The sequence below is a fragment of the Curtobacterium sp. 18060 genome (assembly GCF_902706105.1).
GTDB lineage: Bacteria > Actinomycetota > Actinomycetes > Actinomycetales > Microbacteriaceae > Curtobacterium.
In genome coordinates this window covers 16,665-37,358 of sequence record NZ_CACSJV010000034.1, presented here as the reverse complement: position 1 = coordinate 37,358, position 20,694 = coordinate 16,665, and the positions used below count along the sequence as shown (strand labels likewise).

At 71.3% G+C, this 20,694-nt stretch carries 21 protein-coding genes; 10 read left to right on the top strand and 11 right to left on the bottom strand.

Annotated features, from left to right (window positions below; genetic code table 11):
• The 4 genes from GVL05_RS14300 to GVL05_RS14285 form a co-directional block, all read left to right on the top strand.
• A partial coding sequence (locus tag GVL05_RS14300) for a flagellar hook-length control protein FliK (protein WP_200849235.1) occupies positions 1 to 597 on the top strand: 597 nt, incomplete at its 5' end.
• Positions 598 to 622: 25 nt separating this feature from the next.
• A complete protein-coding gene (locus tag GVL05_RS14295; RefSeq protein ID WP_123292727.1) occupies positions 623 to 1,066 on the top strand; it encodes a flagellar hook assembly protein FlgD in 444 nt (147 codons plus the stop codon).
• A gap of 56 nt (positions 1,067 to 1,122) precedes the next feature.
• Complete coding sequence (locus GVL05_RS14290) at positions 1,123 to 2,298, top strand: flagellar hook protein FlgE (RefSeq protein ID WP_123292728.1); 1,176 nt, start codon at positions 1,123 to 1,125, stop codon at positions 2,296 to 2,298.
• A 160-nt stretch (positions 2,299 to 2,458) separates the two neighbouring features.
• Positions 2,459 to 3,001, top strand: a complete 543-nt coding sequence (locus GVL05_RS14285; protein WP_123292743.1) for a DoxX family protein — start codon at positions 2,459 to 2,461, stop codon at positions 2,999 to 3,001.
• A gap of 86 nt (positions 3,002 to 3,087) precedes the next feature.
• Here the strand turns inward: GVL05_RS14285 and GVL05_RS14280 are convergent, their stop codons facing one another.
• Genes GVL05_RS14280 through GVL05_RS14270 form a run of 4 tightly spaced genes read right to left on the bottom strand, consistent with a single transcriptional unit; the run spans position 3,088 to position 5,710 of the window.
• Positions 3,088 to 3,717, bottom strand: coding sequence for a hypothetical protein (locus GVL05_RS14280; protein ID WP_235035994.1), 630 nt, complete (start codon positions 3,715 to 3,717; stop codon positions 3,088 to 3,090).
• A gap of 18 nt (positions 3,718 to 3,735) precedes the next feature.
• Positions 3,736 to 4,305: a hypothetical protein gene (locus GVL05_RS20200; RefSeq protein WP_235035993.1), complete on the bottom strand. Its 570-nt coding sequence runs from the start codon at positions 4,303 to 4,305 to the stop codon at positions 3,736 to 3,738.
• A 2-nt stretch (positions 4,306 to 4,307) separates the two neighbouring features.
• A complete protein-coding gene (locus GVL05_RS20195) occupies positions 4,308 to 4,796 on the bottom strand; it encodes an alpha/beta hydrolase (protein WP_235035992.1) in 489 nt (162 codons plus the stop codon).
• Complete coding sequence (locus tag GVL05_RS14270; protein ID WP_159573543.1) at positions 4,793 to 5,710, bottom strand: HAD family phosphatase; 918 nt, start codon at positions 5,708 to 5,710, stop codon at positions 4,793 to 4,795. The genes GVL05_RS20195 and GVL05_RS14270 overlap by 4 nt, the downstream gene beginning before the upstream one ends.
• A gap of 154 nt (positions 5,711 to 5,864) precedes the next feature.
• Between GVL05_RS14270 and GVL05_RS14265 the strand changes: the two genes are divergently transcribed.
• From GVL05_RS14265 to GVL05_RS14245, 5 genes are all read left to right on the top strand, one after another.
• Positions 5,865 to 6,284: an SHOCT domain-containing protein gene (locus GVL05_RS14265; protein WP_159573542.1), complete on the top strand. Its 420-nt coding sequence runs from the start codon at positions 5,865 to 5,867 to the stop codon at positions 6,282 to 6,284.
• Positions 6,281 to 6,787 carry a DUF1269 domain-containing protein gene (locus tag GVL05_RS14260; protein ID WP_159573541.1) on the top strand — a complete coding sequence of 169 codons (507 nt, stop codon included), beginning with the start codon at positions 6,281 to 6,283 and terminating at the stop codon, positions 6,785 to 6,787. The genes GVL05_RS14265 and GVL05_RS14260 overlap by 4 nt, the downstream gene beginning before the upstream one ends.
• Entirely contained in the window at positions 6,784 to 7,089 is a 306-nt protein-coding gene (locus GVL05_RS14255) for a hypothetical protein (protein ID WP_159573540.1), read from the top strand. The genes GVL05_RS14260 and GVL05_RS14255 overlap by 4 nt, the downstream gene beginning before the upstream one ends.
• 103 nt (positions 7,090 to 7,192) lie before the next feature.
• On the top strand, positions 7,193 to 8,734 hold the full coding sequence (locus tag GVL05_RS14250; protein ID WP_159573539.1) for an arylsulfatase: 1,542 nt from the start codon (positions 7,193 to 7,195) through the stop codon (positions 8,732 to 8,734).
• A 50-nt stretch (positions 8,735 to 8,784) separates the two neighbouring features.
• Positions 8,785 to 9,633, top strand: coding sequence for a formylglycine-generating enzyme family protein (locus GVL05_RS14245; protein WP_159573544.1), 849 nt, complete (start codon positions 8,785 to 8,787; stop codon positions 9,631 to 9,633).
• A 58-nt stretch (positions 9,634 to 9,691) separates the two neighbouring features.
• Here the strand turns inward: GVL05_RS14245 and GVL05_RS14240 are convergent, their stop codons facing one another.
• The 3 genes from GVL05_RS14240 to GVL05_RS14230 all read right to left on the bottom strand — a co-directional run bounded on the left by GVL05_RS14240 (position 9,692) and on the right by GVL05_RS14230 (position 14,816).
• Positions 9,692 to 11,272, bottom strand: coding sequence for a Na+/H+ antiporter (locus tag GVL05_RS14240; RefSeq protein WP_131846864.1), 1,581 nt, complete (start codon positions 11,270 to 11,272; stop codon positions 9,692 to 9,694).
• Between the two features lie 80 nt (positions 11,273 to 11,352).
• Complete coding sequence (locus GVL05_RS14235) at positions 11,353 to 11,847, bottom strand: MarR family winged helix-turn-helix transcriptional regulator (RefSeq protein ID WP_123292749.1); 495 nt, start codon at positions 11,845 to 11,847, stop codon at positions 11,353 to 11,355.
• Positions 11,844 to 14,816 (bottom strand): glycosyl hydrolase, encoded by a 2,973-nt coding sequence (locus tag GVL05_RS14230; protein WP_159573538.1) that lies wholly within the window; start codon positions 14,814 to 14,816, stop codon positions 11,844 to 11,846. Before GVL05_RS14230 ends, GVL05_RS14235 begins: the two co-directional genes overlap by 4 nt.
• Before the next feature lie 216 nt (positions 14,817 to 15,032).
• Here GVL05_RS14230 and GVL05_RS14225 point away from each other — a divergent pair, with 216 nt between their 5' ends.
• Entirely contained in the window at positions 15,033 to 16,373 is a 1,341-nt protein-coding gene (locus GVL05_RS14225) for an MFS transporter (protein WP_235035991.1), read from the top strand.
• Position 16,374: 1 nt separating this feature from the next.
• Here the strand turns inward: GVL05_RS14225 and GVL05_RS14220 are convergent, their stop codons facing one another.
• From GVL05_RS14220 to GVL05_RS14205, 4 genes are all read right to left on the bottom strand, one after another.
• Entirely contained in the window at positions 16,375 to 17,502 is a 1,128-nt protein-coding gene (locus GVL05_RS14220) for a DUF475 domain-containing protein (protein WP_159573537.1), read from the bottom strand.
• A 165-nt stretch (positions 17,503 to 17,667) separates the two neighbouring features.
• Positions 17,668 to 19,236 (bottom strand): UDP-N-acetylglucosamine 1-carboxyvinyltransferase, encoded by a 1,569-nt coding sequence (locus tag GVL05_RS14215; RefSeq protein ID WP_185002989.1) that lies wholly within the window; start codon positions 19,234 to 19,236, stop codon positions 17,668 to 17,670.
• Positions 19,237 to 19,344: 108 nt separating this feature from the next.
• On the bottom strand, positions 19,345 to 20,094 hold the full coding sequence (locus tag GVL05_RS14210) for an anti-sigma factor (RefSeq protein WP_123671821.1): 750 nt from the start codon (positions 20,092 to 20,094) through the stop codon (positions 19,345 to 19,347).
• Positions 20,091 to 20,636 carry an RNA polymerase sigma factor gene (locus tag GVL05_RS14205; protein ID WP_123671820.1) on the bottom strand — a complete coding sequence of 182 codons (546 nt, stop codon included), beginning with the start codon at positions 20,634 to 20,636 and terminating at the stop codon, positions 20,091 to 20,093. Before GVL05_RS14205 ends, GVL05_RS14210 begins: the two co-directional genes overlap by 4 nt.
• Positions 20,637 to 20,694 lie beyond the last annotated feature (58 nt).

Here is a 20,694-nt window from a genome sequence, read left to right as displayed (position 1 = left end):
GGGCAGACCGGCCACGGGACGGACCAGCAGGGATCGACGGCGGGTGATCCGGGCCTCCCGGCGGTCACCACCACGCGCGGCGGCGAGACGCCCTTCGTCCTGCCCACCACGCCGACCGCCGCGCCCGCCCCCGTCGCTGCCGCCGCGCCGGTCACGTCCCAGACGGCCACGCCCGCGCCCCTCGGGCAGCAGCTCGCGCGCCCGGTGTTCTCGCTCGCGCAGGCCGGCCCCGGGGAACACGTCGTCACCGTGCAGGTCGTGCCGGACAGCCTCGGACCGGTCACGGTCCGCGCGCACGTCACCGCGCACGGCATGCACGTCGAGCTGTTCGCGGCGTCCGAAGCGGGCCGCGACGCGGTCCGCCAGGTGCTGCCGGACCTGCGGCGCGACGCCGCCGGCACCGGGCTGAGCACCACGCTCGACCTGTCGTCGCAGAACCACCCGGGCACGTCGGCCGGTCGCGACGAGCGACCGGCCGACGGCCGCCTGCGTGCCGACACCGGCCTGGAGGCTCGGCGCACCTCCGCCGCGCAGCCAGCCGCCGCCGCCACGTCCACCTCCACCATCCGCACCGCGGGACTCGACGTCCTCGCCTGACCGGCTCACGAACAGGAACGCAACCATGCCAATCGACGGCATCACCGGCAGCGTGGACCAGGCTGCCCAGGCCGCGGCCCTCGCCGCGAACTCGACCGCCAAGAAGTCCCAGACGATGGACTCCGAGGTGTTCATGAAGCTGCTCGTCACGCAGCTGCAGAACCAGGACCCGTCGTCGCCGATGGACACCAACCAGATGATCAGCCAGCAGACGCAGCTCGCGATGATGGAGCAGATCACCAACCAGACCACGACGGGGAACGAGAACTTCTCGCTCCAGATGCGCATCGCCGCCGCGAACCTCGTCGGCAAGCAGGTCAGCTACACCGACGCTGCGACCGGTACCGCCGTCACCGGGACCGCTTCGGCCGTGTCCTACGCGAACAGCGTGCCCACGGTCACCGTGAACGGGAAGGAGGTCGCTCTCGACGTGATCTCCGGCATCACCACCACCGCTCCGGCTTCCTGACCGTTCTCCTTCCCCTTCTCCTTCCTGCTCTCCCTGCCTCTCCGAAAGGACGCACCATGCTCCGCTCGCTCTACTCCGGGATCTCCGGCCTCCGCTCGCACCAGCAGATGCTCGACGTCACCGGCAACAACATCGCCAACGTCAACACCGTCGGCTTCAAGGCCTCGTCGACGGTCTTCCAGGACACCCTGTCGCAGATGACCCAGGGGGCCGGCGGACCGCAGACCGGTGTCGGCGGCACCAACCCGGCGCAGATCGGCCTCGGCGTCCAGGTCGCCGGCGTCTCCACCAACTTCGCGCAGGGCTCGGCCCAGGCCACCGGCAAGGCCACCGACCTGATGATCTCCGGCGACGGCTTCTTCGTCACCCGCCTCGGCAACGACACCGTCTACACGCGCGCCGGTGCGTTCGACTTCGACGCGGACGGCCGCCTGGTCACCGCCGACGGCAAGATCGTGCAGGGCTACCCGGCCACCAACGGCGTGGTCAACGACAACGGTGGCCTCGCCGACATCACGCTGCCGCTCGACGCCGCGGCACCGGCCGTCCGCACCACCTCGGCCTCGGTCGCCGGCAACCTGCCGTCCGAGACCGCCGTCGGCGACACCATCACCCGCGAGGCCACCGTCTACGACGCCTCGGGCGCCAAGCACACGATGTCCCTCGCCTACACGCGCACCGGCACCGGCTGGGACGTCACCGCACGCAACGGTCAGGGGACCACCACGAACGGGTCGCTCACGTTCGGCACCGACGGCAAGCTGACCTCCGGCGGCGCCCTCACGGTCGGCGGCATCGCCGTCGACATGGGGGAGCTCACGGGCTTCGCCTCGCTCAACACCGCGTCGATCGGTTCGCAGAACGGCCGCGAGGCCGGCGCCCTGCAGGGCTACGCGATCTCGAAGGACGGCACCGTCACGGGCACGTTCTCGAACGGTGCGTCGCTCGCCCTCGGCCGCATCGCCCTCGCGACGTTCGCCAACCCGGCGGGCCTCGAGAAGACCGGCGCCTCGGGCTACCGTGCCACCGGCAACTCGGGCACCGCGACCGTCGGCGGTCCCGGTTCGGCGGGCGTCGGGTCGCTCGCGGCGGGCACCCTCGAGATGTCGAACGTCGACCTGTCGCAGGAGTTCACGAACCTGATCGTGGCGCAGCGCGGGTTCCAGGCGAACGCGCGCATCATCACGACCTCGGACGAGGTGCTGCAGGAGCTGACGAACCTGAAGCGGTAGGCGCGCTGCGCGCGTCGCGGCGCCGTGCGCTGCGCGCTTCGCGTCGCGCTTCGCGTCGTGCGCTTCGTGAGCAGAAATGGTCGGGTGCCTCCGGGCGACCCGACCATTTCTGCTCACGATCGCCGGTCGCGGCGGACCGTCGCGGCGTACCGTCGCGCGCATGAGCTCGCACACCACCGGTACCGCTTCGGTCACCGCCAAGACCCTGCTCCGCATCGCCCTCGGAGCCGTGCTCGTCTCGCACGGCTCCCAGAAGCTCTTCGGCGCGTTCGGCGGCGGAGGCATCGAGGGCACCGCGCAGGGCATGCACGCGATGGGGTTCCGCCCCGCCAAGCGGAACGCCGTGCTGGCCGGCATCGGCGAGGCCGGCTCCGGTGCCGCCCTGGCACTCGGGCTCGCCACCCCGATCGCCGGTGCGGGCGCCGCGACGACGATGGGTGTCGCGTCGAGCGTGCACACCCCGAACGGCTTCTTCAACGCGGACGGCGGCTTCGAGTTCCCGGCGTTCCTCGGCTTCTCGGCGGCGATGTTCGCGCTCGGCGGCCCCGGTCCGGTGTCGCTCGACCACGCCACCCGGCACGTGTTCGACCGCCCGTGGCTGCGGGCGGTCGCCCTCGCCGCGATCCCGGTCGCGATCGCAGTCCAGGTCGCGCAGCGTCGGAAGGCGCTCGCGTCCGACGCGGCGGCGCCGGAAGACGCGTAGACCACCGGACGGGAGGCCCGGTGCCAGCTGGCACCGGGCCTCCCGTCCGGTCCGTGGTCGGCGCTCCTGCCGCGCTCGCGCCCGTCTCAGACCAGGACGGGGAACGTGGCGAGCAGGCACGCCCCGCCGACGAGGCCGATGACCGCGGCGACGAACAACGCGATGCGAGCCCACTCGCGGCTGCCTCGGTCCGACACGGCCGCGAAGAACAGGACGAGGGCGAACAGCACCGTCAGGAGCGAGTAGTCGTCGGACTGCTGGTTGTCGGCGAGGGCACGGTCGAACTGCCGGTCGGCCTTCGCCGAGAGCGTCGCCGCGCGGTCCGATCCGGCGGGCACGTACGCGTCCGTCGCGAACGGCCCGTCCGCGGTCCGACCGGTACCGTCCCACTCCTCGAACGCGGTGCGGAGCTCCGGGGAGAACCGCTCCTGCACGTAGCTGCGGAGCGTGGCGTCGTCCCGTGAATCGGCGAGCACCCACTGCACCCAGATGGTGACGTCCCACTGCCGTGCGTCGCGCGCGCCGGACGCGGCGTCGGCGGCCTGGATCCGGGCGCTCGACGCCTGGCTGAACGAGATGGACATCTCGCCGCCCCACTTCGACGCCTGGAAGCCGCACCAGGCGGTCACCACCGCGGTGATCGAGAGGAGGACCACGGTCGCCACCTCGCGTCGGCGCGTCCAGTGGGGGCGCTCGGGCTTCTCGGTCATCGTCATCGTCATCGTCCTGGTCGGTCAGGCGCCCGGCAGGGGGAGCGTGCGTGCCCACCGTCGGATGGCGGTGTAGGCGGTCTCGCGGACCCGGGGTTCCGAGAGCATCACGTCGTGCAGGGCACCGTGGATCCGGGCGATGCTGACGTCGTCGCCCAGCGAGAGTGCCCGGTGCGCGACGGCGTCGACGTTCAGTGCGACGTCGACGTGGGTCATCTCCTCCGACCACTTCGGGGACAGCAGGCTGTGCGTGCTGAGCAGCACGAGCGTCGGGGTCTCGGCACCGAGCCCGTGGGCGACCTGGTCCTGACCGGCGAACACCGCCGCGAGCCACCCCGGGTGGAGCGGGAAGCCGCGCTCCGGACGCCAGGCCTGGTTGTAGGTCCAGCTGCCGTCGGACCCGCTCGACACGGTGCGGGTGTAGAAGCCGGGGTCGACGGTCGGGAGCGGAGCAAGGGGGTTGCGTCGCGCGCCGAGCTTCATCAGCGGAGCGATCAGCTCGCGGGCGAAGCCGGTCGCCTGGAACTCCAGCCACGGACTGTTGAGCACCAGCCCGGCGGCCACACCCCGGTGGCGGCTGTTCCAGAGTGCCAACGTCAGCCCGCCTGTCGAGTGGCCGAACAGGATGAGTCGTCGACGTCCGTGCTCGGGTCACCGTGCCCGATGGTGTCGAGTGCCGCAGCGATGTCCTCGTCGTAGACGGCGAGGTCGTCGACGTACCCGGGGGTCTGGTGCGGCAGCAGACTCCGGCCGTACTTCCGGAGGTCCAGTGCGAAGAAGCGCGCGCCGAGCGCCTCGAGGTGCTCGGCCATCTCGCGTTGGAAGAAGTAGTCGGACCATCCGTGGACGTAGAGCACGTCGGCGCCGCCCAGGGGGAGGTGGTCCGACCGCCACGGGATCGCGGTCCGCCACCGTCGCGGGAGCCGGTGGGTCCGGGTCCGCCGCACGAGGGTCGCGGTCACCGGTCCTTCGTCGTCGTCCTCGAGCGGCAACGAGCGGGCCTCGAAGTCGGGACCGAGCACGTCCGGGGCCCACCGGTCCGTTCGGGCGCCGTGATCCTCCGGGTGCGCAGTCGATCCGCTCACGGTGTGGGGAACACCGTGGCCCAGTCGTCGCGGACGCTGACCACGGTGATGTCGCGCTCGTCGGCCTCACGGAGCATGACCTCGGCGCCCTTGTCGTACGGCTGGTCGCCGCGGCCGGTGTCGTCGTCGTGGTGGACGAGCAGACGGAGTCCCCGGTCGCCCGGCACCGTGTACTCGAGCAGCTCCCGGTCGCCGTCGGAGTTCCCGACCGCGACGGCCGGCCGCCGCCCGATCCGACTCCAGACCCGGACGGGCTTCTGCGGGCCGTCGTCGAAGAACGCGAGCGCGTCGACGTAGCGGACCTCGCCGTCGACGTACTCCAAGCCCATGGCCGAGCCGATGACGTGCTCCGGGGCGATGCCGTAGTTCTGCTCCGTCATGGGACGCATGAAGTCGCGTTCCCCCGCGGACACCACGTAGCAGGTGAACCCGTGCTCGTGCAGGAGCCGCACGAGCTCGACCATCGGCTGGTAGACCGTCGCCGCGTAGGGAACGCCGAGCACGGGGTGTTCGGCGTGCGCGTAGAAGTCCGACACGAGCCGTCGGTAGTCGTCGACGCTCACGCCGGCGGTGACACGCCCCACCGCTGCCAGCAGCAGCCGGAGATCGGAGTCGTCGCCGCTCGCGTGCCGGTCGACGGCGCCCCCGATCCACGACAGGTCACCGGACTGCGCGGCCGCGTAGGGCTGCGTGCGAGCGAGGTCCGGGTCGGCGGACGCTGCAGCGGCCCACTGCTGGACGAGCCAGTGCAGCTGGGTCGGCATCGGCTTCTCGTTCCAGAGCGTGCCGTCGTTGTCGAAGACGGCGACGCGGTCGTCGACCGGCAGCGGGGTGTCCCCGCCGGTCGTGCGGGCCAGGAACCGTTCGACGGCGTCGCGGGCGTGCCCCGGGCGCCAGGAGGGGAGTGTGTCCATGCCCCGGATCGTCCGGCCGCGCGGGCCGGTGCGCACCATCCTGATCGGGTGAACCGGGAAGCCCGTCGCGCCGGATCGCCCGAAGCGGGTGGTGCCGGCCGCGCGCCGTCGGCGCTAGACAGCACGCCCACGCACTCCTGAAGGGAACACGATCATGGACTTCTGGTACACGTTCTGGGCAGTGATCTGGTACGGGCTGGTCATCTCGGCGCTCATCGCCTCGCTCATGGCGCTCTTCTCGGTCCTCGCGGACCTCGTGCGGGATCGATCGCTCAGCGGGTGGTACAAGGCGATCTGGGTCTTCTTCCTGGTCTTCGTGCCGTTCCTGACGACGTTCGTCTACCTGATCGCACGCGGTCGTGGGATGGCGGACCGCAGCGCGGAGTCCGCCCAGCGGCAGAAGGACGCCGCCGACGGCTACATCCGCACCGTGGCGGGCACGTCACCGTCCGACGAGATCGCCAAGGCGCGCGCACTCCTCGACGCCGGCACGATCACGGCGGCGGAGTTCGACGCGATCAAGGCGAACGCGGTCGGCAGCACCCGCGCGGCGCCGGCTCCGGCTGCGGCGTGAGCGACCGGGCGACCGAGCTCGTCGTCATCGCCTACGACGACGACGACGGCGCCCGGGCGGCGCACGACGCCGCACTGCGCCTCGACCGCCGCGCGGAGATCGCCCTCGACGGCATCGCCGTCGTGCACGTCGACGAGCACGGTCGCACCCACGTCGACTCCACCGGGCGTGATTCGCAGCGTGGTGCACGGGCGGCCTCGAGCGCGGTGTTCGGCACCGTGCTCGGGTTCCTGTTCCTCATGCCGTTCGCGGGGCTCGTCGTCGGCGGTGCGGTGGGGGCGCTCTTCGCGAGCCTGGACCGTGCCGGCGTGGACGCGGACTTCCGGGAGCGTCTCGCCGTCGAGCTGGCGCGGGGCGGGGCGGCCGTCATCGTCTCCGTGGCGTCGGTCGACGGGGACCGGCTCGTCGGCGCGATGACGGACCTCGGCGGCACGGTGCTCCGGACGACGCTCTCCGACGAGGACCTCCGGGCGATCGCGCATGACCTCGGTGGGCACCCGTGACGAGCGAAGTCGGTCCGTCGGCTCGGACACTCGTCCTCGTGACGGCCGCGTCACTCGTGTCCACCGTGGCCTTCTTCGTCGCCTTCGGCCTCGTGGCGCCCCTCGACTGGTGGTGGACGCTCCCGATCGCGGGGGTCGGCCTCGTGGTCGTCGTGGTCCTGGGGTTCCTGCTCCGCCGCTTCGACGGTCGGCACCTGGTGGTCCGGTCGACCGCCACGGCGGCCCAGGGACTCGGACTCCTGCCGATCGCGTGCGCGCTGGCCACCGCCGTCGCGGTGGCCGTCGCGCTGCTGACGGGCTGAGCCGACGACGTCCACGATCTCACCCGGTCGGGGTGGCCCGCACCGGAGCGCACCCGAGCACGATCCATGCACGAGCACGACCACACGAACGAGGAGGACAGCGATGCCGAAGGACAAGCCGAACATCCTGGTCATCTGGGGCGATGACATCGGGATCACGAACCTGAGCGCCTACAGCGATGGCCTGATGGGCTACCGCACACCGAACATCGACCGGATCGCGGACGAGGGCATGCGCTTCACCGACTCGTACGGGGAGCAGAGCTGCACCGCCGGCCGCTCGTCCTTCATCACGGGACAGAGCGTGTTCCGCACCGGGCTCAGCAAGGTGGGCATGCCCGGCGCGGACCTGGGGCTCCGAGCCGAGGACCCGACGATCGCCGAGGTGCTGAAGCCGCACGGGTACGCCACCGGCCAGTTCGGGAAGAACCACCTCGGCGACAAGAACGAGTTCCTGCCGACGGCGCACGGGTTCGACGAGTTCTACGGCAACCTGTACCACCTGAACGCGGAGGAGGAGCCCGAGTCGGCGAACTGGCCGTCGATCGAGGAGTTCCCGGCCTTCAACGAGCGGGCCCGGCCGCGCGGCGTGATCCACTCGTGGTCGACCGACGAGGACGACGACACCGAGGACGGTCGTTACGGACGGCGTGGCAAGCAGCGCGTCGAGGACACCGGCCCGCTGACCAAGAAGCGCATGGAGACCATCGACGAGGAGTTCGCGGACGCCGCGATGGACTTCATCGGGCGTCAGGCGGAGTCCGAGACCCCGTTCTTCGTCTGGATGAACACCACCCACATGCACTTCCGGACCCACCCGAAGCCGGAGAGCCGTGGGCAGGCCGGCCGGTGGCAGTCGCCGTACCACGACACGATGATCGACCACGACCTGGTGGTCGGCTCGCTCCTCGACCAGCTCGACGAGCTCGGGATCGCGGACGACACGATCGTGATCTACTCCACGGACAACGGCCCGCACATGAACACGTGGCCGGACGGCGGGATGACCCCGTTCCGCAGCGAGAAGAACACGAACTGGGAGGGCGCGTTCCGGGTCCCGCAGATGATCCGCTGGCCCGGCCACATCGAGGCGGGGTCGATCTCGAACGCGATCATCCAGCACCACGACTGGCTCCCGACCTTCCTGGCGGCGGCGGGGGACACGACCACGGTCGAGGAGCTCAAGGTCGGGAAGACGATCGGCGACCGGACCTACAAGGTGCACATCGACGGCTACGACTTCCTGCCGTACCTGACCGGGGAGGTCGAGCAGGGTCCGCGACCGGGCCTGGTGTACTTCTCGGACGACGGCGACGTCCTCGCGCTCCGGTTCGACAACTGGAAGGCGGTGTTCATGGAGCAGCGCGTCACCGGCACCCTGCAGGTCTGGTTCGATCCGTTCGTCGTGCTGCGGGTCCCGAAGCTCTACAACCTGCGGACCGATCCGTTCGAACGAGCGGACCAGACCTCGAACACGTACTTCGACTGGTTGTTCGAGAACGACTACCTGCTGCTCGCCGCCACGACGCTGGTCACCCAGTTCCTGGACACCTTCGAGGAGTTCCCGCCACGACAGCGCGCGGCGACGTTCAGCATCGACCAGGCGGTCGACAAGCTGCAGTCGTTCCTGGCCGGCGGCGACTGACGGTGCCGACCACCACCGGCCCGACCACCGCCACGGCGATCCGCTCCTCGATGGTGCGGATCGCCGGCGGCGCGTTCACGATGGGCTCCGACCAGCACTACCCGGAGGAGTCCCCGGCGCGCAGCGTCACCGTCGCCGCGTTCGAGATCGCCCCGCAGGCCGTGACGAACCGGGAGTTCGCGGCGTTCGTCCGTGCCACCGGGTACCGCACGGTGGCGGAGCGGCCCCTCGACCCGGCGCAGTTCCCCGGTGCCCCGGCCGAGAACCTGCACGCCGGCTCGATGGTGTTCACCGGGACGAGCGGGCCGGTGGACCTCCGACACCTCAGCCAGTGGTGGGCGTGGACGCCCGGCGCGAACTGGCGTCGTCCCTCCGGTCCCGGCTCGACCATCGCCGACCGCGCCGACCACCCGGTCGTGCACGTGGCCCACGAGGACGCGGCTGCCTACGCGGTGTGGGCGGGCGGGCGACTGCCCACCGAAGCCGAGTGGGAGTTCGCGGCGCGCGGTGGCCTCGAGGGCGCGGAGTTCACCTGGGGGGACGAGGCGGAGCGCCCCGGGGAGCGGCGCGCGAACTACTGGCACGGCGACTTCCCCTGGCGCGCGGAACGCGGGTACGGACGGACGTCGCCGGTCGGGTCGTTCCCACCGAACGGCTACGGTCTGCACGACACGGCGGGCAACGTCTGGGAGTGGACGAGCGACCGGTGGGTGGACCCCGCCGCCGAGCACGACTGCTGTGCGCCGGCGTCCGAGGCCGTGACCGTCGAGCGCCGGGTCGTGAAGGGCGGATCGTTCCTGTGCGCCGACAGCTACTGCCGCCGGTACCGTCCGGCGGCACGGCGCGGCCAGGAGTCCGACACCGGGATGAGCCACATCGGCTTCCGCATCGCGGGCTGACCGCCCCCGACCGGTCTGACCGCGCGCGACCGGTCTGACCGCCCCGTCCGGTGTCCCGCTACGCGGGGGTGATGCCGTCGAGTCGCGCCTCTTCCGCGTCGTAGCCGGCGCGGACCTGGCGGAGCACCAGGTCGTCGATCTCGTCCGAGTCACGGAGCCGCAGCAGGGTCGCGGCCTTGTGCTGCACCAGGGCGAGCTCGAGCGCGACGGCGGTGTCGTGCCGCTGCACCGCCGGGTGCTCGTCGTCGTCCTCCTCGCGCGCCTGGATGACGTCCAGGTGCGCCTCGTAGTCCTTGCGCACCCGGTCGACGGTGGCCTGGTCGGCTCCGGTCGACCGTGCCAACCGCGGCAGGGCGTCGAGGGCCTCCTCGATCGCGGTCCGCTCGGCGTAGCGACGTTCCTCACCGACCGACTCGTCCTCGGGCAGCGCAGCCCGCCGCAGGACCGCCGGCAGCACGAGTGCCTGACCGACGATGGTGACGACGACCACGCCCGCCGTGACGAAGACGATGAGGTCGCGGTCCGGGAAGTCCGCTCCGGACTCCAGAACGCGGGGGACGGCGACGGCCATCGCCAGCGAGACCGCGCCGCGGAACCCGGCGAAGCCGCTCACGAGCCGGTCGCGGTGGCCCTCGCGGGGCGCGCCTCCCGTGCGACGGGTGACGAGCCAGACGGTGCCGCCCGCGGCGTTGAGGAACGCGAACCGGACCACGACGAGCACGACCGCGACGGCCAGGACGACGCCGACGGCGCGGAGCAGCTCGGACGGCGTCAGCGCCCGGGCCGCGACCATCGCCTCGATGCCGACCAGGACGAACAGTGCACCGTTGAGCAGGAACGTCAGGAACGACCAGAAGGCGCGGACCTGCTGCCGGGTCTCGGCGCGGTCGAGCTTCGGCCCGACCTGGCTGACGACGATGCCGGCCGCCACCACGGCGAGCACACCGGAGGCGCCGATCGCCTCGGCAGCCAGGAACGCACCGAACGGCACGAGGAGCGTGACGAGGTTCTCGAGAACCACGGTGTCGACCCGGCGCAGCACGAGCGTGCCGACCCACGCCGCGGCGAGCCCCGCGGCGACCCCACCGAGGTACGACAGGACGAGCATCCCCGACACGCCCCAGAACGTGAGTTCCTGCGTGCCCACCGTGACGGCGACCGCGATGCCGTAGACGACGAGGGTCGTGCCGTCGTTCACCAGGCTCTCCGCCCGCAGCACGGTGACGTTCCGGCGCGGCAGCATCTTCGTGAGCACTCCGACCGCGGTCGCGTCGGTCGGGGCCACGGCGGCGCCGAGCACCCAGGCCGGACCCCACGGCATGCCGAGCAGGTGGAGCAGGACGGCGACGGCGCCCGCCGTGGCGACGACGAGCAGCGTGCCCATCAGGACGATGCCGCGCAGGTTCTTCCGGATCTCGCGCAGCGACGTCGTCAGACTCTCCCAGTACAGGAGCGCCGGCAGGAACAACAGCAGGACGGCGTCGGCCGGCAGCTCGACGTCCGCGAACTCCGGCACGAAGGCCAGCGCAGCGCCGAAGACGAGCAGCAGGACCGGAGGGGCCACCCGGATCCGGTCCGCGATCCCCGCCGTCAATGCGATGGCGAGGCCGAGGACGACCACCAGTTCAGGACCCAGCACGTGCACTCCTCGTTCGACCGACACTCCAGTCAACGCGGCCGACGGTGATCGTGCACACGGGTGCCGGAGCGACGCTCGGCTCAGGACCCGTTCGCCGCGTCGTGTCGCAGGCGCGCGAGCACCCGCCGGAGGGCGTCGACGTCCTTCGGACCCCAGTGGGCGAGGACCGCATCGAGGTCCTGGCTGAGCTGGTCGCTGATCCGCTCGCCGTACCCGCGGCCCTCGGCGGTGAGCGCGATCAACACGCTGCGCTCGTCATCGGGAGCCGGTACCCGTACCACGAGCCCGATGTCCTCGAGCCGGTTCGCGATCTTCGTGAGGTTGGCACGACCGGTGCCCAACGCCCCCGCGAGCACGCTCGGCTTCGTCGCGCCGCGGTAGGTCAGCTGGTTGACCACCAGGAACATCGACAGATCGGCCACCGGGAAGTCGATCGCGGTCATCATGCGCTGCCGGACCTGCGGGCTGTCCGCCCAGTGCACGATGCCCGCGAGCGCGACCCGGATGTCGAACGGGTCGGGGGTGATGACGGGGCGCAGGTCCACACCGCTCGGTCGTCCGCCGCGACGGGTCATCCGACCACCAGACGAACGGGACCGAGCAGGCCGTGGTCGCGGACGTGTGTCGTCTGCACCGCGTCGGGGTCGCCGAGCAGCTGCGCGATGACGTCGGGGACGTCCTCGTAGTACCCGCGGGCGAGCAACCGGTTGTTGAGTGAGCTGGCGACCCGCACGACCACCGTGTTCTCTCCCACGCGCAGGTCGTCGGTGACGTCGACCACCGGGTGCGAGGTGTCGAACCCGCGTGCCGGTCCGCCGTTGAGCACGACCGAACCGAGCCCGCCGGCCGTCGACCCGAGGTCGAGCAGGAACCGGGCGCCGTCGTCGTCCACCGTGTCGACGGTGAACGACGTGGCGTACTCGCCGACCCCGGAGACCTCCGGTCCCACCGCGGGCAGGTCCTTCCACGGACGGAGCGGACCGGTACCGGCGTCGAGTCGTCGGACGTCGGTCAGCGGCCGGACCTCGCGCGTGACGTAGCCGTGGCCGCGGTCCTCGGTGATGAGTTCCTCACCGCCCGCGTCCCAGCTCTCGACCGCGATCCGCCAGTCGGTCATCTCGACGACGACGTCGGTCGTCGTGCGTCCGCCGAGCCGGGCGTCGAGTGCGGTGTCGCGCGCAGGCCCGCTGCGGTCGAGGGTGAACAGCGCGGTCTCACCGGGCGCGAGGTCCACGGTGACGATCGTCCGGTCGCCCTCGGTCCGTGCGGCCGGGTGGGGGAACACCGCGCCGGACCAGGCGTCCACGCGGTAGACCGCGCCGGTGCCGGGCAGCGCGACCTCCACGGTGGTGGCCGAGGTCGTCTCGTACAGGAAGTGGTACAGGTACACGTGCAGCAGGTCACCGTCCTCGCGCAGGTGCGACAGGACGCTCCGGTCCTCCGTCACGAACTTGGCGCGGCCGGTCACCCCGAGGCCGCGCAGGGCGGCGACGGTGTCGGCGGCGTCGTCGATCGCGGTCACCGACGGCAGGGCCAGCAGCCGCTCGACGGTGTCCGCGAGCTCGGCGTCGCGCCCGTCGAGGCCCGGGGTGCGGGCGGCCGCTCGTGGGTGGTGCGTGTCCGTCCCGGCGATCAGCGACTTGAGCTCGCGCGTGCCGTGCACGACGAGGATCCGCACGCCGTCCTCGGCCCAGGCGAGCAGGCGTGCAGCGACGTCGGCATCGAGCGCGCTCTGGAAGACGAGCAGTGCCTGGTACCCGGGGCCGTCCGGTTGCACCAGGCCGCCGTCCACCCGGACGTCGTCGCGGAGCAGCAGCGACCCGTCGAGGAACTCGTACGTCCACCCGGCGTCCTGCATGCCGAGGTCGCGCCACCAGTGGTTCTGCCGGTCGCGCATCCAGTACTGGCCGTAGGCGACCTCGTCGGGGACGCGACCACCGTCGGCGTCGCGGAACACCATGCCGGACGCGTTGTCGGTGAAGTGGTCGGTGTGCAGGATGCCGACGTCGATCCGCGGGCGTCCCTGGCGCAGGACGTACTGGTACCGGCCGATCGCGTCGTTCCAGAGCGGGTAGAACTCGGCAGCGGGCTGCCGGGCGTCGAAGCGCTCCGAGAACATGCTCCACATGCCCTCGTGTCCCGGCCAGCTCGTGACGCCCTCGGCGCCCGTGGTGCTCGCCCAGCCGTGCAGGACGGTCTTCGTGATGCCGGCGGCGAGCTGCGTCGCGACGATCTGGTCGGTGAACCGGTGGTCGAGCATGTGGTTGCGGGTCGTCGCACCGGTCTCCGACGAGTACTGCTTGCCGAACAGGTGCGCCGGCCCTGCGAGCAGCCGGTACGCGTCGATCTGGGCGGCGAACTCGAGCGACTCCGTCTCGATCCCGTCGACCTCCGGCCCGGGGCGCGTCAACTCGAACGGCAGCCCGTAGCTGATCTCGGACCGCAGCGTCATGCCGTTGGCGTGCAGGAACGCCGCGAACGGGCGCAGCATGTTCTCGATGTACAGGTCGGTGAGCGTCCGGACGTAGTCGAAGCGGACCTTCTCGACGTCGACCGCCCGGTCCGGCACCGGTTCGGCGTGGTACGTGGTGCTCGACGCCATGAACGGAGCGCTGCGGGTCAGGAACGGCAGCCACGGCGTGATCGGGTAGCCGCGGCGCGTCCGGAACTCCTCGGCGACGTGCGCTCCCCAGAAGAGGCCACCGGCGCCGTAGGTCGACAGCTCGAGGGAGTCCATGTACATCTGGGCACGGGGATTGCGAGCGATCTCGGCGCGGAGGCCAGGGGTCAGGACGACGTGTTCCCAGTAGTCGATCACGGCGTCGACGCCCGCTCGCTCCAGGTAGTTCACCGTCCAGTTGACCGTCGCTGACGGTGACGCCGTCTGGCCGGTGCCGTGGCTCCAGAACGTGGACAACCGCCAGGTGCCGCCCTCCGGTGCGGTCCAGTCGAGCGCCTCGTCGGTGACCGCGCTGGTCAGGTCCACCACCGAGTCGGGGTCCAGCACGGTCGCGGCGCCGGAACCGGCGGGGTCCGGGACGACGCGCGTCGCGACCACCGCGACGAGCGTCTGGACGCGCACCGTCCCGCGTTCGCCGGGGAGCGTCGTCTGTGCGATCGGCGCGTCGAGGTCGATCCGACGGAGCGCACCCGAGCGGCTCGTCCCGCCGGGCAGGTCCTCGTGCACGACGTCGAGTTCCTGCGCAGCGGCGGGGTGGTCTGCGTCGATCGTCGGCAGGTTCGCGTTCGACCAGTTCGTCCCGGACGTGAAGCTCACCGACATGCCCCTGGCGGTGGTCTCCTCGACGACGATCTGCGAGTCGTGCACCCACTCCTCGGATCCCCAGCCGTACCGGCCGTGGTCGATCGCCCCTTCGTCCATCGCCAGGAACTCCATGCCGCCGAACCCGAGTGTGTGGGCGGTGTCGACCTCGCGTCGGAGGGTCACGTCGGTGTGCAGGCCCTCGGCGAGCCACCACCGCAGCTCCGGACGGTACTCGATGGCCGGATGGGCGACGCCACGGGCGAGGTGCTCGATCGACATGGTGTTCTCCTCGGGAACGCGCGGCGACGGTGCCGCTGCGATGACCGTAGGTTCTGGGAGTCGCAGAAGTCAATGTCCTCAGGAAACGAACAGCGAGGCTGTGGGCAGCAGGCGGAGTGAATGATCCTTGCGGTTGCGGCACTGGGCGGGCTACAGTGCCGCCGAATGGTTGAACCGTTTCATCCAGTGTTCGGCCGACGTTCAAGGGAGAACGCAGTGAACCGACCCCAGCAGCCCACCCGGCGACCGCACCCCTGGTGGGTCGCCGTCGTCTCGGGGATGGCCTCGTACATCGACGCGGCCGCGATCGTGAGCTCCGGCACCGCGCTCGTCCTGTACCAGCAGTCGATCGGCATCACCGGCACGCAGATCGGGGTGCTCTCCGGCGCGCTCACGTTCTGCATCGCGATCGGCGCGCTCTCCGGCGGCCGGCTCGGTGACCTGTTCGGTCGTCGGGCGGTGTTCATCGTGACGATGGCGATGACCGTCGTCGGTGCGGGGGTCCTGGTGGCGAGCCCGGCGTTCGCGGGGCTGCTCATCGGCACGATCCTCGTCGGCCTCGGCACCGGGGCGGACCTGCCGGTCTCGCTCGCGACGATCTCCGAGGCTGCGACCGACGAGAACCGGGGCGGGCTCGTCGGCTTCTCCCAGGTGCTCTGGTTCGCCGGGATCCTGGCGACCTACGCCATCTCGGCGGGCGTCGGAGACCTGGGCCGCGCCGGTGGTCAGATCATGTTCGCGCACGTCGGGGTCGTCGCACTCGTCGTGATGGTCCTGCGCTTCACGATCCCGGAGTCCACCACCTGGTCCGACGCCCATGCCGAGAAGGCCGCGGGCGCACACACCGTCCGTGCTGCCCGCCACGGCATCCGTGACGTCCTGACGCAGCGCATCTTCCTGCTGCCGTTCCTGTCCCTGCTGGTCTTCTACACGTTGACGAACCTCGGCGCGAACACCGGCGGGCAGTTCGGCGCCTACGTGGCCGTCAACGTCGTCGGGCTGTCGGTGCCGTTCTTCTCGACGATGAACCTGGTCAGCGTGCCGATCGGGATGCTGCTCGCGTTCTGGTTCATGCGCATCGTCGACGGTCGGCTGCGGATGCCGTTCTACATCGTCGGCGCCGTGTGCCTCGTGGTGAGCTACGGCCTGCCGCTCGTGTTCGGCTTCTCGCTGCCGACCCTCGTCGCGATGCTCGCGTTCGGCGCGGTGGGCAACGCGTTCGCCTTCGAGGCGATCATGAAGGTCTGGTCACAGGAGTCGTTCCCGACGTTGCTCCGCGGTTCGGTCCAGGGCACGATCATCGCGGTGGCCCGGATCGCCGCGGCGCTGCTGGCGTTCGTGACCCCGCTGCTCCTCGACCACCCCGAGGTCATGTACGGCATCCTCACGGCGCTCGTCGCGGTCGGTGTCGTGGTCGGGTGGCTCGGGTTCCGGCACGCGGTCTTCGACGCGTTCTCGATCGAGGGCAAGGACCTCGCCGACGCCCAGGAGGCACTCTTCGCCGCCGGTGTCCGCGATGACGCGCCCGCAGCCGCCGCTCGCCGCGACCACCGCTGACTCACGGAGCGAGGCCGCTGCTGCTGCGCGACCTCGCGGATCCCCGCGCCACGCGACGCCACCACGCCCGCCACGGCAACGAGCTCGCGAGCGCCGAACCGATCACCACGCTGCCGAACCAGGCGACGACGGCCCCGGGGATCGGCACGAGCAGGCTCGCCCACAGCAGCACCGCGAGCACTCCGAGCACGTACGCCGCCCCGGCCTTCAGGTACCGCAGCCGCTTCAGTCCCGCGGCCTCGTCCAACCGGGAGGTCAACCGCGCCAGGAACACGGCACCGACACCGATCGCCGCCACGGCGACCGCCGCCTGTTCGAGCGCTCCGAGGCCGTCGGCGCCGAGGGTTCCGGACCCGGACAGGCTGTACACGCCGTCCAGGATCTCGAACAGCATGAACACCACGAGCCCCCGCTCGAACACCACCGTCGACGCGTAGGCGTGGATCCGCCAGGCACCCCGCCCGACCCCGATCGACGCGGTGTCCGAGCCGACCCCGTCGAGCGCCCAGGCGGCGACGCGCTTCGACCCGAGGTACGCGGCGATGCCTGCCGCGCCGCCGAGCACGACCGGCAGCAGGGCACCCGGCGACCACGCGCGGTCGACGCCGACGAGGACAGCCGTGACGGCGACCCCCGTCGCAGCGGTGACCAGCGACCAGACGCGAGGACGCGCGACGGCGGCGAGCCGGGCCTCCAGGCGGCCCAGCCAGGACCTGCGCGACGCACGGTCCGTGTTGAACAGGTACTCGGCGAACACGAGCCAGATGAAGGCGGCGCCGAAGGCGGCGAGGGCGGGGCGCACCTCGGCGAGGTGCGCCGAGAACGAGCCAGGCGCGAAGACGGCTTCCTGCACGGAGCTCGCAGGGTCGGTCGCGTCGCCGACCGCGACCGCCGCCGGCGGCAGGAGCAGCCGCATCGCGAGGACGCCCGCGACGATCCCGAGCGACAGGAACAGCCGTCGGGCGGGGGAGTGCAGCCGTCCGGCGATGCCAGCCATCGGCACCGACGAGTCGGCGGCCATCGCGATCTCGAGGAGCGCGAGCGCGACGAACGCCAGCGCGGCGGCGGGGCCGAGGACGAACCAGGCCGCCGCGGCGGCCGCGACGGTGATGAACAGGGGGACGGTCAAGAGCGATCTCGTGGCCATCACCCCATCCAGCACCGGTCGCCTGGGTGGGTGGTGGAGCGCTCCTGCGCATCAGCCTGGAGGCACGGGTCGATCCGCGCAGAACGGGTGACGGCCCGTCCCCACTTGCGGGGACGGGCCGTCGGGTCACGCGGGCAGGCGGTCGCTTCAGTCGTGGAACGTCTCGATGGACGCGCCGAGGGAGTTCAGGCGCTCCTGCAGCTGCTCGTAGCCGCGGGCGATGATGCCCACGTTGCGCAGGACGCTCTCGCCCTTCGCCGCGAGCATCGCCAGCAGGATGACCACCGCGGGGCGGAGGGCCGGCGGGCAGCTGATCTCGGCACCGGAGAAGTGCGTCGGACCGGTGACGTCGAGGCGGTGCGGGTCGCGCAGGGTGACGCTCGCGCCGAGGCGGGTCAGGTCGAGCAGGTGGATCGCCCGGCCCTCGTAGACCCAGTCGTGCACGAGCGTGGTGCCCTCGGCCATCGCCGCGATGACCACGAAGAACGGCAGGTTGTCGATGTTCAGCCCGGGGAACGGCATCGCGTGGATCTTGTCGATCGGGGCGTGCAGCTCGGACGGGTGGACGGTGATGTCGACCAGGCGGGTGCGGCCGTTCGCGGCCGGGTACTCGTCGGTGACGTCGAACCGCAGGCCCATCTCGGCCAGGGTCGCGAGCTCGATCTCGAGGAACTCGATCGGCGCCCGGGTGACGGTGAGCGTGGAGTCGGTGACGATGCCGGCGGTCAGCAGGCTCATCGCCTCGACCGGGTCCTCGCTCGGCCAGTAGTCCACGACCTCGTCGATGCGGCTCTTGCCGGTGATGCGGAGCGTCGTGGTGCCGATGCCCTCGACCTGCACCCCGAGCAGCTCGAGGAAGAAGCAGAGGTCCTGCACCATGTAGTTGGGGCTGGCGTTGCGGATGACGGTCTCGCCGTCGCGGGCGGCCGCGGCGAGGATCGCGTTCTCGGTGACGGTGTCGCCGCGCTCGGTGAGGACGACGGACTTCGTGGGGACGTCCTGGTTCGCGACGCCGACCTCGTACCAGCCGGAGGTCGCCTCGACGTCGACGCCGAAGGGGCGCAGCGCGATGAGGTGCGGTTCGACCGTGCGGGTGCCGAGGTCGCAGCCGCCGGCGTAGGGGAGCCGGAAGGACTCGTACCGGCCGCTGAGCGGGCCGAGGAACATCAGGACGCTGCGGGTGCGGCGGGCGGCGTCGGCGTCGATCGCGTCGAGGTGCAGGTCGGACGGGGCGACGATCTCGAGGGTCTCGCCGTCCTCGGACCACGTGACGCTCGCGCCGAGGCTACGGAGGACGTCGATGATCCGGTCGACCTCGACGATCCTGGCGACCTTGTGCAGGCGGGTGACGCCGCGGTTGAGCAGCGAGGCACAGAGCAGCGCGACGGCGGCGTTCTTGCTCGAGTTGACGGCGATGGAGCCGCTGAGCTTCCGGCCGCCCTGCACGCGCAGGTGGGCACGCTGCGGGGCGCCGCCGATCGAGACGATCTGCTGGTCGAGGGCGTCGCTGATGCGGGTGAGCATCTCGAGGGACAGGTTCTGGCCGCCCTGTTCGATGCGGTTGATCGCGCTCTGGCTGGTGCCGACGCGTTCGGCGAGCTGCGCCTGGGTCATGCTGCGGCCCTTGCGGGCGCCCCGGATGAGGGCACCGACCTCGCGGAGCGGGGCGGCGGATGCCGGGGTGGCCGGCGAGACGACGGTGGTGGTGTCGGACATGGCGCCAACGTAACACGCTCATGAGATAAAACGACTGGAGAACGACACCCGTTGCCCGTCCCGAGGTCTCGAATACGTCACAGCTGAGAATTCGGGGGACGAAGACGCTCAGGGATCGGTCAGCGTCCCGCGCACGATCGAGTCGCCGGAGTGCGCCGGGTCGCCGTCGTCCGCCTCGGCGGAGACGTCGACCACGGGGAACCGCGCGGTGTCCAGGTCGGCGGGCACGGTGAAGGTGCCGCGGTCGCCGTCCAGGTAGCCGACGCTCACCAGGCCGGCGAGGTCGGACCGCATCATCCAGACCTCGCGGAGCGGACCGGTACCGGATCGACCGCGTTCACCGTGCAGGTCGACCACGAGCGTCACCCGCCCGTCCCGGTCGCGTTCGAGTTCGGCGGTACCGGACGTGCCGGACCAGCCGGGGAGCGCCGCGAGTTCGGTGTTCGCGAGGACGGTCTCGGTGCCCCCACGGGGCAACCCGGGGACGACGCCGGTCGCCACGCCGATGCCCAGGACGACCGCGAGGACGCCGGCACCCGCGATCAGGACCGTCACGAGACGACGAAGACGCGTGGCCGACCGGGGTCGACGGGACACGACGTGGGACCGCTGGTCGACGGGGGCGGTCACCTGCTGCGGCGTCTGCGCGATCTCGGCCGCGATCCGGTCCCACACGTGGTCCGGTGGCGCGATGAGCTCGAGGTCGTCGGACGCCCGCGTGACGGCGGCGACCCGCTGCAGCACGGCGACCTCGTCGCGGCACCGGGCGCAGGACGCCAGGTGTTCGGCGACGTCGTCCTCAGCCACCTGGTCGGAGACCGCGAGCATCGCCAGGGTCTCGTCGTCGACGTGCTTCATTCGATCACCTCCAGACGTGTTCGGAGCCGAGCCAGACTCCGGTGGATGTGGCTCTTCACGGTGCCCAGCGGCAGGTCGAGCCGTTCGGCGATCTCACGATGGCTGAGGTCGTCGTAGAACGCCAGTCGCATAACTCGTCTCGGTGTCTCGTCGAGTCGGTCGAGCTCGCCCGCGACCAGTGCGCGCTCCGCCAGGTCGAACGCCGGTTCCGGTGCGGGCGTCGTCGCTTCGACGACTTCGGGGTCGGCTGCGCTGGCGTGCCGACGGCGATCGTTCAGGGCGTCGACGATGCAGTTGCGGGTGATGCCGACCAGCCAGGCGCCGAGCGGACCCCTGGCAGGGTCGTAGCTGGCGCTCCGCTGCCAGGCCTTCACGAAGACCTGCTGCGTGACGTCCTCCGCGGCTGCCGGGTCCGACAGCGCCCGCAGGGCCAAGGAGTACACGAGCGACGACCAGCGTTCGTAGACGGCGCGCAGGGCGTGCTCGCCCCCGGCGCTGAACGCGTCGGAGAGTTCGCCGTCGTCCGGGAGGATGGTCGTCACGTCTTCCTGTCGCTGGTGCGGTCGTCGTCGACCACGACCTGATCGTAAGCGGCCGTCG